The organism is Acinetobacter thutiue (assembly GCF_030385805.1).
Classification (GTDB): Bacteria; Pseudomonadota; Gammaproteobacteria; order Pseudomonadales; family Moraxellaceae; genus Acinetobacter; species Acinetobacter corruptisaponis.
Genome location: NZ_JAUDZE010000012.1, coordinates 1 through 14,821 on the forward strand (window position 1 = coordinate 1; position 14,821 = coordinate 14,821).

Below are 14,821 nucleotides of genomic sequence, written 5' to 3' on the forward strand. Positions count from 1 at the left end.
TATTTTCGATCGATCAACCAGTAAAAATCCACACAAGTTGTTCTTCTATTCTCTTAATGATCTTCTCGATGATTCGTCATCATCAAGCTAGGTCGGCTATGTTACCCTAAATCTCTTTAAAGTCAACTAATAATTTGGATTTTTTAAAACTTATCTTAATCTAAACAAACCTGAGCAATCCAGCCTACAACCTAGACCACCTCAATCAAATCATTGTTTATCAACAAGTTTTTATCCGCATCACCGCCGATGAGTGGGCATTCTACAGCATTCCCGAACCAATACAACCCCCTTTTTTATTATTTTCTTTTGCATGTTTCTTTTTTCTACAAAAGTGATGTTTTCGGTGTTTTTATCATCTATTTATGTATAAAAAGCAGGCTCATGGCCTGCTTTTTATTTTTAAAGTTTTGATTTAGTCAGTAAAAGTCACACGTGCAATCGCTTTTTTGCCTGACTGGATAATCAAAGTGACATTCTCTTTTACAGAGTAGCCCATATCCACCACATTCCAATCGACTTTAACAGCACCACGGCCAACTGCATCTTTCGCAGCTGCAGCATTTGGGTTTAGGCCTGCCACACGAAGAATGGTTGCAATGAACAATTCACCGCCAAACTCAGCACGGGAAATAGTCACTTCAGGCGTGTCTTCTGGTACTTCACCTTCAGTAACACGGTTGCCTGCGCTCTTATGTGCATTTTCCGCTGCTTCTACATCATGGAAACGCTCAACCAACTCAAGCGCCAAAATACGTTTGATCTCTTGTGGGTTACGGCCCTCAGCCATTTCATCCAGCAGGCCTTGAATTTCGTCCAGTGACTTAAAGCTGAGCAAATCAAAGTAACGCTCAATCAGGCTATCTGGCATAGACAGGATTTTTTGGTACATCGCGCCTGGTGTGTCAAATACGCCAATATAGTTGCCTAAAGATTTAGACATCTTATTGACGCCATCTAAACCTTCAAGAATTGGCACAGTGATACATACTTGTGATTCCTGACCGTAGCGGCCCTGTAAAGTACGTCCCATCAGCAGGTTAAAGGTCTGGTCTGTACCACCCAGCTCGACATCCGCCTCAAGCGCAATCGAGTCATAACCCTGAACCAATGGGTAGAGGAACTCATGGATCGCAATCGGTTGGTGGTTGCTATAGCGCTTGGTAAAGTCATCACGCTCCAGCATACGTGAAACAGTTTGCTGACTTGCCAATTGAATCAGGTCAGCAGCTGATTTCTGGTTGAACCATTCCGAGTTAAAGACAACCTTGGTTTTATTTGGATCAAGAATTTTAAATACCTGTTCCTGATAGGTTTTGGCATTGGCTTCAACCTGTTCACGGGACAACGGCGGGCGTGTTGCACTCTTACCTGTTGGGTCACCGATCATTGCAGTGTAGTCACCGATCAAGAAATAAACCTCATGTCCCAAATCCTGGAACGTTTTGAGTTTATTAATCAGGACCGTATGTCCCAAATGTAGATCGGGAGCCGTTGGGTCAAAACCTGCTTTCACACGGAGTGGGCGATTTTCCTTGAGTTTTTTCAATAAATCTTCTTCAGAAATAATTTCGTGCGTGCCTCGTTGAATGAGAGCAAGCTGTTCTTCGGCGGGCAAGAAATTTGACATCACAAAACCTAAACACATCAGTTATTCAATTTGTGCGATATACTAACATTTTTTCAGCGTGTTGCAGGGAGAAGTTGCGGTGAACGCAATCTATATTGGTGTAATGACAGGCACAAGCATGGATGGTGTGGATATTGTCGCAGCTTCATTTGGGCCGCTCACGCTACACGCCACGCTGACTGTGCCTTTTGAACCTGAGCTACGTGATGAGCTGATGGCACTGAGCTTACCTGATGACAATGAAATTGACCGCATGGGCAAAGCGGATGTGGCTCTGGCGCAAATGATTGGTCAGGGTATCAATGAACTGATTGAAAAGAATAATTTAGACCGCACTCAAATTAAGGCCATCGGTTCACATGGGCAAACCATTCGCCACCGCCCTGAACATGGCTTTACCCTGCAAATTGGTGATCCTAACATCATCACTGAGATCACGCAACTTCCTGTTGTTTCTGATTTCCGTCGTCGTGATATAGCGGCAGGTGGACAGGGTGCACCTCTGGTTCCTGCATTCCATCAGGCACTGTTTCAGCATGACAGTATCCATCGGGTAATTTTGAATCTGGGCGGTATTGCTAATGTCAGTATGTTGCCTGCCAATAACCTAAACGGCGTCTATGGCTTTGATACAGGCCCAGCCAATATCTTGATGGATGCATGGTGTCATCGTCATACGGGGCATCCGTATGATGAAAATGGCGACTGGGCAGCCTATGGCAATCCGATCCGTTCATTGCTGGATCGCCTACAAACCCACGAGTTCTTTGCCAAAGAACCCCCAAAAAGTACGGGACGGGAAGATTTTAATCTGGAATGGCTGGATGAACAGCTGAGCGACTGGCGTAATGGCCTTGATTATGATGAGCTGGAAGATACACCTGAGAATGTGCAGGCCACATTGATGAAACTGACAACGCGGGCGATTAAGAAAGCCATCTACCGTAGCAAGGAGCTGATGCCTACAGGTGAAATCTATGTCTGCGGTGGCGGAGCCTACAACTCACATTTACTGGAACAGTTACGCTGGCGGTTACGCAAGCACAATTGGTCTGTGCAAACCACTGATGCTTTAGGGCTAGCACCAACCTGGGTGGAGGCAACCGCTTTTGCATGGTTGGCCATGCGCTTTGTTCAGCAACTCAGTGGCAATTTACCCGCTGTTACAGGCGCGTCAGGTGATCGTATCCTGGGAACTATCACCGCTGTTTAAGGCCAAAGCAATAAAAAAGGCTTCTCAATTTTGAGAAGCCTTTTTATATTTATATTCTATTAAATCGAGAAAGATGAACCACAGCCACAGGTCGTGGTGGCATTCGGGTTTTGGACCACAAAACGAGAACCTTCCAATCCTTCAAGATAGTCAACCACTGAACCTACCAGATACTGATAGCTCAAGGAATCAACCAACATTTTTACATCACCATTGCTAAATTCAGCATCATCTTCATTGACACTTTCAGCAAAATTAAAGCCATAAGAGAATCCAGAGCATCCACCACCCGTGACATAAACACGCAACATGAGATCGTTATTCCCCTCACTCTCGCGTAACTGGCGAACTTTTTTGGCAGCATTATCTGACAATTCAAGAGCTTGGGCGTTCATGATGATGTTCCTCAGACTTCAGTATGTCTTTAAAAAAATAAAAGACCCGATATTTAGTATAGCATACTCAATATCGGGTCTGTATTTGAAGTTTAAAGTGCGTTTAAAGACTTTTTACAAGATTATTTATAGTTTTCATCTTGTAGCGCACACTCAAAGTTCTTGGCATCTTCACGACAGCGGAATTGCCATAACAATTTCATCATACGCTTATCATAAATGCCTTTTGCAGTCAGGTTGATACGTGCTTCACGCATCAGCTTTTGATAGCCAGGCTTGTCAGCCGCAGGAACTTCCATCCAGTATTTTTGTGGAATATCCGCTTTCATCTTGCCAAGAATACCAAAAGCACGTGGTAACTGCGCCTTTACCCATTCTCTTGATTTCTGTCCAAAACCCTCTGGGAATTTCTCAGGATGGATAATCAGGTTACCCGTCACCTGCAAGATTGGATAATTTACAATTGCACCCTTGGTGCCCAAGCCCTTGTAAAGCTCTAAAGGCTTAAATGCTGCTGCTGGCGCACCAATGATATCGACCTGTCCATTGTTGAATTTCGCACCAAAGTTGGTGATGTCAGAACTGACCGCTTGGGCACCTACCTGAGAAGCCATAATTTTTTGTGCTTCATCATAGTCCAGAACAGCGATTTTCTTACCTGCCGCTTTGGCGACAGTATTGATATTACGGTCATTGACCAGCAGGTAGGCATCACCAATCGGGATCACGCCTACAACTTCATACTTACCATTCACCATGGCCTTGGCAAATGTTGGGCTTGCCAATCCCTGCATCACTTTTACCGCAAGCTTCAGGTCTGTGATCGCACCAATCGCATCCAATGAGCCTGTAAACTGGTTAAACTGGCGACCACGCATGCCTGTGATACTGACCCCATCACATTTACCTGCCTTGAAATCTTCCGCTATCACCGCTTCATTGGTCCCCACTTTCAACTCAATATCCGCACCCCAGGTTTTTGCGGCAAGCTGATAGTCTTTCATCAGTGCATAGACATCGCCACTTTTACCGACAATGTCAAATACACAAATGGTCTGTTGTGCCTGAGCGCCCGCAGATACCGCAGCAATACCTGACGCCAGTAGTAGTGTTTTAAACCATTGCATCTTATTTTTTCCTTTGCATCTATGGTGATTGTTGTTACATAACATCCAAAACTAAAAAGTTGCGTTATATCTTTCCAATATTTTCAAATGAACAATAGATTTGAAATCAACCATCATTCCTCCTAATGGCTTCAATATATTCTTAAATCCTCAAGATTCCATTTGATTTCTTATGTCTCTGTATAATCATGATCTTAGCAGCTAAAGACAATGACTTAAATGACAATGCTTAAAAAACAAAAAGCCTAGATAAATCTAGGCTTTAAGTGTTTGCTTTAGCAATTACTGATTATTCACCAGGTAAAGCACATTCAAAGTTCGCCTTGTCTACTGAACAACGAGCTTTCTTCAATACAGACATCATGCCTGCATCGTAAATACCACGTTTAGTTAAGTCCATACGACCATCACGCAACAATTTTTGGTATTTTAAAGTGTCTTCAGCACTTAGGTTCATTTTGTATTTTGCTGGAATCTCAGATTCGTAACGCTTGATCATTGCAAAACTCTTAGGTAAGGATTTTACAAAGTAATCACGAGATTTTTGACCAAAACCTGCAGGGAACTTCTCTGGGCGAATAATAAGATCCGCAGTCACCTGTAATACTGGGAAGTTAAACATCGCACCATTTGCACCCAAACCTTTGCTTAATTCCAATGGCTTGTATGCATAAGCAGGCGCACCCACCATGTCTACCTGACCGTTGTTAAATTTAGCGGCAAAGTTAGAGATGTCAGATAGTACAGCCTGAGCGCCTACACGCTGAACCATGATTTTTTGTGCATCATCGTAACCCAATACCGCGAATTTTTTACCCGCTGCCTTTTCAATTGAGTTAATGCTCTTGTCACGTACGAAAATGTACGCAGCACCTAGTGGAGAGATACCCGCAACTTCGTATTTGTTGCCACCAAGATTGGTGGTCATTTTTGCTGCATTACGTGCATCCAGTACATAGGTAATTGCACGCTGAGCTGTTTCATTGCTTGGCGCACCGCCCAATGAGTCAACAGAACCAGCAAATTTGTTGTACGGACGGGCGCGCATTGCTGTCATTGCCACAGCATCACATTTACCCGCTTTAAAGTTGTTGTCTGCAACCTGTTCATCGGTAATCGCCTGAAGGTTAACATCAGCCCCCCAGCTTTTTGCGGCCAGTGCCCAGTCCTGCATCATTTTGTATGATTCACCTGACTTTCCTAATAAGTCGAATACACACACATCAACTGCCGCCTGAGTTGAGGCAGATACACCTAAGATTGAAGTTGTTGCAATAGCTAATGCAATTTTTTTCATATTTTTCATCCTTTCACAAACTTTATGTTTGTCTCCTTGTTCGAAGCAAATATTAATCATGTTTCTTGGAAAAAAATAGAGCTTGTACTCTATTTTTATATCAATATTGTTGATTTTTTGTCCTGTTTTATCTCATTCGCTTATTTTCATAGGCAAATTTGTTATAAACAGCACAATTTGTTTATAAACGGGTTTATTTGAGGTATCACAATGGTTTTATTCACCGCTGAGTGAACACTCAAAATTGGTCCGTTCCACCGTACAACGCGCACGCTTCAGCACGTTCATCATGCTGGCATCGTACACTCCCTGTCTGGTCAAATTCATGCGTCCATCACGCAGTAGTTTCTGATAGCGGATCTTGTCTTCATTGGACAGGGTGATTCTTCTCGCATCCATGCCAGCCTCTAGACGTTGTACTGTTGCAAAGTTGCCTGGTAATTTGTTGATGAACCATTGACGTGACTGTGTACCAAAATTTGCAGGGAATTTTCCAGGCTTGATAATTAAATCACCTGTAATATTGACCACTGGAAAGTTGAACAATGCCCCATTTGCCAAACCCTTGCTAATTTCCAAAGGTTTGTAGGCATAGGCAGGAGCGGCGATCACATCCACCTGGCCACTGTTAAACTTCTTCACGAAGTCTGAAATGTCGGAGGGTACGGCAACCAGGTCGATGCTTTCAACAATCGCCTTTTGTGCCTGGTCATAGTGGAGGTAGGCGAATTTTTTACCTTTGGCCTTTTCAATGGTGTCGATATTTTTGTCCCGAACAAAAATGTAGGCCAGTCCAACCTGAATGATTCCTGCAACTTCGTGTTTCTCACCACCGACTGATGCAGTTAAACGGTGTTTATTGCGATTATCCAACACAAAGGTAATGGCTTTTTGGGCAATGGCATTACTGGTGACCGCACCAACCGCATCAATTGAACCAGCAAACTTGTTGTATTTACGGGCACGCATGGAAGTCATATAGACACCGTCACACTTGCCCGCATCAAAATCCTGTTCAGCCTTTTCCTCATCCTGATAAGGAATTAGCTCGACATCACCCTGCCAGTTTTTGGCGGCCAGCTTCCATTCCTCAATCAGTTTGTAAGACTCCCCAGCTTTTCCCAACAAATCGAATACGCAAATTTCTTGTTTTGCCTGTACAGGAGTGGTCATGACAAATAGAGTCGCAGCACTCAATGCCAAAAGTCCTTTTTTCATCTTGTTTTCCCTTATTTGCTGTTTTTGCATATTTTTCCACCAGCGAGAGACAAATATAGTCAGATTTTGACTAAAAGCCTAGTCCTTTTATTTACATACGTCGGGTTTTAGTGATTTTTAATAGCACTCATCACATTTTATTCCTTGATGAAATATCTATTTCCAATGCCTGATCATTTTTCCAAATCACCATGCAATTCAACTTTGATTAAGATTTTATTCCCCTCCCAACGAACATTCAAAACTGGTCCGTTCCACAGTGCAGCGGGCACGTTTCAGTACACTCATCATGATTGGGTCATAAATCCCCTGTTTGGTCAGGCTAATTCGTCCATCACGTAACAGTTTTTGATGACGAACCAGTTCTTCCTTGGGATAACTGACTTTGTATTTTGCTGGAATGTCTTCTTCAAGACGTTTCACCATCGCAAAGCTTTTCGGTAACTGTTGTATGAACCATTGACGTGATTGGACGCCAAAATTGGCAGGGAATTTTCCAGGACGAATAATCAGGTCACCTGTAATGTTGACCACAGGGAAAAGATACATTGCGCCACCATTTTCAATGCCTTTCTCAATTTCAAGTGGTTTAAAGGCATAGGCAGGTGCTGCAATCGCATCGACCTGATTACTGTTAAACTTCTTCACAAAATTTGAAATTTCAGAGGGAATTGCGATCATTTCCAAACTATTGATCACTTCTTTTTGCGCCTCGTCATATTGCAGATAGGCAAACTTTTTTCCCTTGAATTTTTCGATTGTATTCATGTTTTTGTCATGCACAAAAACATAGGCCAGACCGAACTGTAAGATTCCCGCAACTTCGTAGTTTTGTCCATCCACTACGGTAGATAGACGAGATTTATTGCGTTTATCCAGTGCAAAGTGAATTGCCTTTTGCGCCACATGGTTACTGGTCACACCGCCAATCGCGTCAATCGAACCTGCAAAACGGTTATATTTACGGGCACGCATGGAGGTCATATACACGCCGTCACATTTCCCTGCCTCAAAGTCACTTTGGGCCTTGGCCTCATCCTGATAAGGAATCAAACGAATATCAGCCTGCCAGTTTTTTGCCGTAATTGCCCAGTCCTCGGTGATTTTAAAAGCATCTCCAGCTTTACCCAACAGGTCAAAAACACAAATATTCTGTTTTGCCTGGGTTTGCCCCACAACACTGAGCAATGTTGCGGTAGCCAAAGCGAATAATCCTTTATTCATTTCATTCCCCTATAAAATTATTGAATACTCAACAACTTAAAATCTATTCACCACCCAGTGAACATTCAAAGCTGGTTCGTTCCACCGTACAGCGGGCACGCTTGAGTACACTCATCATGACTGGGTCGTAAACGCCCTGTTTGGTCAGGTTAATTCGCCCCTCGCGCAGAATTTTCTGATAGCGTACCTCATCCTCTTTCGGCAACTGCACGATGTATTTTGCGGGAATTCCAGCCTCAAGCCGTTTCACCATGGTAAAGCTCTTTGGAACCTGTTTTACGAACCATTCCGGTGACTGCACACCAAAATTTTTTGGAAACTTCTCAGGACGAATAATCAGGTCACCCGTAATGTTGACCACAGGAAACGTAAACATCGCGCCACTCTTGGCAATGCCTTTCTCAATTTCCAAGGGACGGTAGGCATAGGCAGGAGAGGCAATCACATCGACCTGACCAGTGTTAAACTTCTTCACAAAATCTGAGATCTCTGAAGGCACCGAGACCATTTCCAGACTGTCCACAATGGTTTTCTGGGCAATGTCATATTGTAAATAGGCAAACTTCTTGCCCTTGGCTTTCTCAATTGTATTTACATTTTTGTCGCGCACAAAAACATAGGCCAGACCAAACTGCAAAATCCCTGCAACCTCGTAGTTTTCTCCCTCAACCGTTGCCAGCAAACGGCGCTTGTTACGCTTGTCCAAAGCGAAGCTGATGGCTTTCTGGGCCACATGGTTACTGGTGACACCGCCAATCGCATCAATCGAACCCGCAAAACGGTTGTATTTTCGGGCGCGCATGGAGGTCATATACACCGCATCACAAAGGCCTGCCTCAAAATCATTCTGGGCCTTGGCCTCATCCTGATAGGGAATCAGGCGTATATCTGCCTGCCAATCCTTTGCCGTGACAGCCCATTCCTCAGTCACCTTGAATGTCTCACCAGCCTTGCCCAGCAAATCAAAAACACATACTTTTTGCTTTGCCTGAGTTTGCCCTGCAACACTCAACAACGCCACGGCAGCCAAAGCAAACAACCCCTTATTCATTTCATTTCCCTATAAAAATTATCAAACGCACAAAAAAACTTAAAAAATCTATTCACCACCAAGGGTGCATTCAAAATTGGTCCGATCCACCGTACAGCGCGCACGCTTGAGTACATTCATCATGGTGGCGTCATAAATGCCACGTGAGGTCAAGCCAATACGTGCCTCACGCAGGATTTGCTGATAACGTGTCCTGTCCTCATTGCTCAGATTCATTTTATATTTGGCGGGTAATTCCGCTTCAATCCGCTGAATCAGGGCAAAGTTGGTATTGAGGCGGTTAATGAACCAGGCCCTCGAATGTTGGCCAAAACCACTGGAGAATTTTTCTGGTCGAATGATCAGGTCCATGGTCATATTCACCGCTGGAAACTGAATGATTGCCCCGTCATTTCCCAGCCCCTTATATAATTCCAGTGGCTTGTAGGCATAAGCAGGTGCCGCCATAATGTCCGCCTCACCACTGTTAAACTTTTTGGCAATATCCGAAATATCGGAAAGGACCGCCTGCCCACCCAGGCTTTTTACGACGATCTTTTGTGCCTCGTCATAAGCCAGTACCGCAAATTTTTTACCCTTGATCTGCTCAATGGTGTTCATGTTTTTATCTTTTACAAAGATATAGGCCAGACCAATCTGTGAAATACCTGCAACCTCATAGGATTGCTTGCCAATACGGCTGTTTAGACGGCGCTGGTTACGCCTGTCTAACGCGAAACTAATCGCCTTTTGGGCAATCGCATAGCTGGGAACCGCACCGATTGCATCCACTGATCCCGCAAACTTGTTATAACTCCGCGCCCGCATGGAGGTCATGTACACGCCATCGCATTTGCCCTGCTCAAAATCATTCTGGGCCTGGGCCTCATTCTGGTAACTCAGTAAAGTGATGTCACTACGCCATGTTTTGGCAGCCAGAGCCCATTCCTCCATTGCCTTATAGGCCTCGCCAGATTTTCCCAACAAGTCAAAAACACAAATTTTAGCGTCTGCGTTGGTCTGCATACTTGCCCCCAGCATCAGCATTGCCCCCACGGCAAGAATCCCTTTCCTCATCCCTAATCCTGTCACTATACTTCTAATCTTGTTGCTTATTTTTTCATTAAAACTAAATAATAATCTGATTTCCATCACAAAAATAGAGTAAAAACTCTATTTTTACTGATTGAATTGCTGGATTCAATCGAATTGATCTTTAGGGCAGATGCATTGCTGTATTTATATTTCATACCAAACCCAACGAAGTTTGAGGCCAGAATGCAATTTATGAATGAATATTGAATGGCTGCCAGATAAAAATTTGCTTTCATGCACGTTCACCTTAAAATGCAGCCAACTATTTGTAATTTTGCATGCTCATGATCCAGTTTGACCAAGTTTCATTACGCCGTGGTGGGCGAGTCCTCTTTCAGAAAGCATCGATGCAGCTCCATCCTGGCTGGAAAATTGGCCTTACAGGTGTGAATGGTGCGGGTAAATCGACCTTGTTTGCCGCACTTTTGGGTGACCTTGTTGCAGATGAAGGCAACCTGAGCCGTCCCGCTGTCTGGACGGTGGCGCATATGGCACAAGAAATTAAGGCGCTGGAAATGCCTGCACTGGACTTTGTGCTGTCAGGGGATGAGGAATATTGGCAGATTCAGGAAAAACTGGCACACCCTGAACAGCTCAGCAATGATGATTTGGCAAAACTACATGGCCGTTTTGATGAGATTCACGGCTATGCCGCACCTGCCAAGGCTGCCCAGCTTATGGCGGGTCTGGGTTTTCTGGACCATCAAATCCGTTTAAATGTGGCAAGCTTCTCAGGTGGCTGGCGTATGCGCCTCAATCTGGCACGCACGCTGATGAGCCGCTCAGACCTACTGTTGCTGGATGAACCCACCAACCATTTGGATCTGGATGCAATTCTGTGGCTGGAAGACTGGCTTAAAGCCTATGAGGGCACGCTGGTGTTGATTTCACATGACCGTGACTTCCTTGATGCCATTACCGACCATATCCTGCACATCGAAAATCAGGAACTCATGCTCTATACAGGCAACTACTCCACCTTTGAAACCACCCGTAGCGAACGCTTGGCACAACAGCAACAGGCGTTTGAGAAACAACAGGAAACCCGTGCACATCTACAAAAATTTATTGACCGCTTTAAAGCAAAAGCCACCAAAGCCCGTCAGGCACAAAGTCGTATTAAACAGCTAGAGCGCATGCAACAGCTTGCGCCTGCGCATGTGGACACGCCATTTACCTTTAGCTTCCGTGAACCCAGCAAAATGAGTTCACCGCTGTTAAGTCTGGATATGGCGACAATTGGCTATGGCGATAAAATCATTGCTGAAAAAATCCGCCTGCAAATCACGCCAAGTTCACGCATTGGCTTGTTGGGGATGAATGGTGCAGGTAAATCAACCCTGATCAAAACATTGGTGGGTGATTTACCGCTCTTGGCAGGCGAGCGCAAAGCCTCTGAACTCTTGAACATCGGTTATTTTGCCCAGCATCAAATGGATGCACTGGATGCCAATGCCAGTCCAATGCTGCAACTGGCCCGCATTGCAGATAAACAAATCAGTGAAGCTTCCTTGCGCGCCTTTCTGGGTGGGTTTGGTTTTAGTGGTGAACGTATGGACACCCCATGCGAGAGCTTTTCAGGTGGTGAGCGCGCACGTCTGGCATTGGCACTAATCGTATGGCAACGCCCAAATGTATTGATTCTGGACGAACCCACCAACCATCTGGACCTGGATATGCGTCATGCCCTGAGTATGGCATTGCAGGACTTTGAGGGTGCTGTGGTGTTGGTCTCGCACGAACGCCAACTGATTGCCAGCGTCTGCGATGATTTACTGTTGGTTCATGCAGGCAAATGCACAGAGTTTGAGGGCGATTTACAGGATTATGCGAAATGGTTGCGTGAAGCGCGCCAACAGCAGATCAACGCTCAAAATGCCCTACAGCAACAAAGCAGCAATGCACCCGCCTCAACTGCAAAAGTGGATAAGGAAGCCCAGCGAAAAGAGGCTGCCCGTCGCCGTGAACTGACCCGCCCGATTCGCAAGAACATCGAAAAGGTTGAGGCACAGATTGACAAGGTTCAACCGCGTTTAGCTGAGATTGAACAGGCTTTGGCGGATAGTGCCCTGTATGAAGCGAATCGAAAAGATGACTTGATCAAACTCATGAATGAGCAAAATGATTTAAAGGCAAAACTAGAACAATTCGAAGAACAGCTTTTGGAACTGATGATGGAGCTGGAGGAACTGGAAAGCTCATTCGAAACCTAAAAACTAAAAAAATATCAACCTAACTGGGCAACATCGTCTGGTTAGGTTGAGGCTACTTAAATACCAATAAAGATGTCATGAAACAACAAAAAAATTAGGCTAAGCTAAAGTTGTAATTTTCCCAGAAAATTGAGCTTTGGGTTCAGGCCCGTTATACTCGACGAGTATCATTTTAAAGTTGAAACTTTCTAATGAAACCAGAGGGTTAAATTTATTTTAATTTTTTGTACCCCATGTTTGGTTGGTACGTTATTTTGGATCGAACAAACTGCATGAGTTCTTTCGACTTTATTTTTAATTTTGAACATTTCCTTCCCATCCTGATTCAGGAATATGGTTTATGGATTTATGCCATCCTGTTCCTGATTATTTTTTTAGAAACAGCTTTTGTGTTTATGTTTTTTTTGCCAGGCGACAGCCTGTTGCTGACTGTAGGTGCCTTGTGCTCCATGATCGAGATCATGCATCTTGGTTATATGATCAGTTTGCTTTTTGTTGCCGCAACCTTGGGTTATATGGTCAATTACCATATTGGCCGTCATTTTGGTGACCGTATCTTTAATATGGAATCACGTTTTATCAAACAGGAATATCTGGTAAAGACCAACACGTTTTTCCTGCGTCACGGTGGCAAAACCATTCTGCTTGCACGTTTTATTCCCTTTGCCCGCTCCTTTGCACCTCTGGCGGCAGGTTCCAGCAACATGAAGTACTTAAGCTTCTGTCTGTATAATATTTTAGGTGCGTTACTTTGGATTAGTTTATTACTCAGTGCAGGCTACATATTCGGCCATGCAATTATTCAGGTCAGTGATCTGGTCGATAACTAAATCAATTTTTATAGAACTGATTTCATCAATCAATCTTGGACAAAAAATGTCTGTCATGCTGGAATTTGTAGTTTGCAAAGCAAATAAACCGATGTTCCACGTGAAACAAAATATTAAAATAATAATGCAAATAATTATCACTTAAATTAATATCTAAGCAAATATCCCTCTTAGGAAAACCAATGATTATTTTCATTGGATAACGTGCTATGCGCCAAAGCTTATCTTCCGTTAAAAAAACCAATTCACGCTGGTTCCGTCTCAATCTATGGATTCACCGCTGGGTCAGTCTTGTGGTGGTGATTCCGTTCGCGATCCTGTCAATTACAGGTGTGATTCTTATTTTCCATGAAGAAATTGATCACGCACTTGGGGTGGAACCCACTGCCCTAAGCTCATCCCAGCAACGCCCATTGGAAGATTCAATCGCAACTGCACAAAAAACCTACCCCAATGAACAGGTCATCAGTACAGGCTATGATCCAGAACACCACCCTGGGGTACTGCTGATTGGCATGGCAAAGCCGAATCAGGGTTTTGAACAGGCACGCTGGCTGTTTGCAGATATTGGTTCTGCCAGCCTGATCCAGAAACCGAATGAACGCGAGACCCTGACAGGTTTCCTGCTTGAGCTACATGCCAACTGGTTTTTGGGATTTATTGGACAACTGATTGGTGCGCTGATTGCATTTTTAGTGTTGCTATCCCTGATCTCAGGTTTGGTGGTGTACGCACCCTATGTCAAAAAATTCCTGTTTGGCATTATCCGTATCGGAAGAGGCCAGCGCCTATTGCAACTGGATTTACATAACCTGATTGGCTCGGCAGTGTTGGGCTGGGCCCTGGTGGTGACATTTACGGGATTTCTGTTAGGTTTTGGAACGGTGGCGATTGGCGTGTGGCAAATCACAGAACTTAAAGCACTGCAAGAAAAGTATCAGCATACCACTGTCATCAATCCAAAGCTTGATCTTGATACCATCTATGCCTCGGCACAAAAGGGTGAGTCTGGCTGGCATCCAACCAGTGTCTTTTATCCTAAAACAGAATATTCAACCCAAGGCCACTACATGGTGCTGTTACAGGGAAATGAGGGCCTGAATGAAAAAATGCTGAAAGTTGCCTTGGTCAATGCGGAAACGGGCAAGGTTGATACGGTGGAAGAACTGCCAACCTATCTCAAGGCCATTTTACTGTCACAGCCTCTCCATTTTGGTAATTATGGTGGTATGCCCCTTAAGATCCTCTGGACCTTGTGTACCCTGCTAACACTGTTTATCACGCTGAATGGTGCATGGTTATGGTGGGCCAAACGTCAACAAAAGGGCTTAAAAGGAGTAGGCAATGCAACTGTGGAATAAACTCAGCACCTTATGGTTGCTTGCACTATGCAGTATTTCAGGGATTGTCGGGATGCTGTTGATGGAGGGTGTAGCCGATTTTATTTTTCTGGTGGTGACGCTTTTTCCCATTTTGATTGCGATATGGCGAGCCTATGTTCTGCAAAGAAATAAAAAATAAGCCGCAAACCTTTCAATAATTTTCAATA

Annotated in this window: 13 protein-coding genes; 5 read left to right on the top strand and 8 right to left on the bottom strand. The window is 44.2% G+C overall.

Translation table 11 applies throughout. The annotated features are described in order from the left end of the window. Window positions 1–415: 415 nt before the first annotated feature. A complete protein-coding gene (gene tyrS, locus QTA56_RS16695; protein ID WP_267982108.1) occupies window positions 416–1,648 on the bottom strand; it encodes a tyrosine--tRNA ligase in 1,233 nt (410 codons plus the stop codon). Between the two features lie 61 nt (window positions 1,649–1,709). Here tyrS and QTA56_RS16700 point away from each other — a divergent pair, with 61 nt between their 5' ends. Then, window positions 1,710–2,843 carry an anhydro-N-acetylmuramic acid kinase gene (locus QTA56_RS16700; protein ID WP_267982109.1) on the top strand — a complete coding sequence of 378 codons (1,134 nt, stop codon included), beginning with the start codon at window positions 1,710–1,712 and terminating at the stop codon, window positions 2,841–2,843. 59 nt (window positions 2,844–2,902) lie between these two features. On the opposite strand, the gene erpA is transcribed toward QTA56_RS16700, so the two are convergent. The 7 genes from erpA to QTA56_RS16735 all read right to left on the bottom strand — a co-directional run bounded on the left by erpA (window position 2,903) and on the right by QTA56_RS16735 (window position 10,211). Next, entirely contained in the window at window positions 2,903–3,238 is a 336-nt protein-coding gene (gene erpA / locus QTA56_RS16705; protein ID WP_004675453.1) for an iron-sulfur cluster insertion protein ErpA, read from the bottom strand. A 122-nt stretch (window positions 3,239–3,360) separates the two neighbouring features. After that, window positions 3,361–4,365, bottom strand: a complete 1,005-nt coding sequence (locus QTA56_RS16710) for a putative solute-binding protein (protein WP_267982110.1) — start codon at window positions 4,363–4,365, stop codon at window positions 3,361–3,363. A gap of 289 nt (window positions 4,366–4,654) precedes the next feature. After that, a complete protein-coding gene (locus QTA56_RS16715) occupies window positions 4,655–5,662 on the bottom strand; it encodes a putative solute-binding protein (protein WP_267982111.1) in 1,008 nt (335 codons plus the stop codon). A 216-nt stretch (window positions 5,663–5,878) separates the two neighbouring features. Further along, the gene (locus tag QTA56_RS16720; protein WP_267982112.1) at window positions 5,879–6,880 is read right to left on the bottom strand and encodes a putative solute-binding protein; all 1,002 of its coding nucleotides are present in this window, start codon (window positions 6,878–6,880) and stop codon (window positions 5,879–5,881) included. Between the two features lie 216 nt (window positions 6,881–7,096). Further along, window positions 7,097–8,104, bottom strand: a complete 1,008-nt coding sequence (locus tag QTA56_RS16725; RefSeq protein WP_267982113.1) for a putative solute-binding protein — start codon at window positions 8,102–8,104, stop codon at window positions 7,097–7,099. Between the two features lie 43 nt (window positions 8,105–8,147). Further along, window positions 8,148–9,155: a putative solute-binding protein gene (locus QTA56_RS16730; protein ID WP_267982114.1), complete on the bottom strand. Its 1,008-nt coding sequence runs from the start codon at window positions 9,153–9,155 to the stop codon at window positions 8,148–8,150. A gap of 48 nt (window positions 9,156–9,203) precedes the next feature. Then, the gene (locus QTA56_RS16735) at window positions 9,204–10,211 is read right to left on the bottom strand and encodes a putative solute-binding protein (protein ID WP_267982115.1); all 1,008 of its coding nucleotides are present in this window, start codon (window positions 10,209–10,211) and stop codon (window positions 9,204–9,206) included. Window positions 10,212–10,513: 302 nt separating this feature from the next. Between QTA56_RS16735 and QTA56_RS16740 the strand changes: the two genes are divergently transcribed. The 4 genes from QTA56_RS16740 (at window position 10,514) to QTA56_RS16755 (ending at window position 14,793) form a co-directional block, all read left to right on the top strand. Then, window positions 10,514–12,442, top strand: coding sequence for an ATP-binding cassette domain-containing protein (locus tag QTA56_RS16740; protein WP_267982163.1), 1,929 nt, complete (start codon window positions 10,514–10,516; stop codon window positions 12,440–12,442). Between the two features lie 272 nt (window positions 12,443–12,714). Next, window positions 12,715–13,272 (top strand): VTT domain-containing protein, encoded by a 558-nt coding sequence (locus tag QTA56_RS16745; protein WP_267982116.1) that lies wholly within the window; start codon window positions 12,715–12,717, stop codon window positions 13,270–13,272. A 209-nt stretch (window positions 13,273–13,481) separates the two neighbouring features. After that, entirely contained in the window at window positions 13,482–14,633 is a 1,152-nt protein-coding gene (locus QTA56_RS16750; RefSeq protein WP_267982117.1) for a PepSY-associated TM helix domain-containing protein, read from the top strand. Next, entirely contained in the window at window positions 14,617–14,793 is a 177-nt protein-coding gene (locus tag QTA56_RS16755) for a hypothetical protein (protein ID WP_267982118.1), read from the top strand. Before QTA56_RS16750 ends, QTA56_RS16755 begins: the two co-directional genes overlap by 17 nt. The last annotated feature ends 28 nt before the right edge of the window (window positions 14,794–14,821 follow it).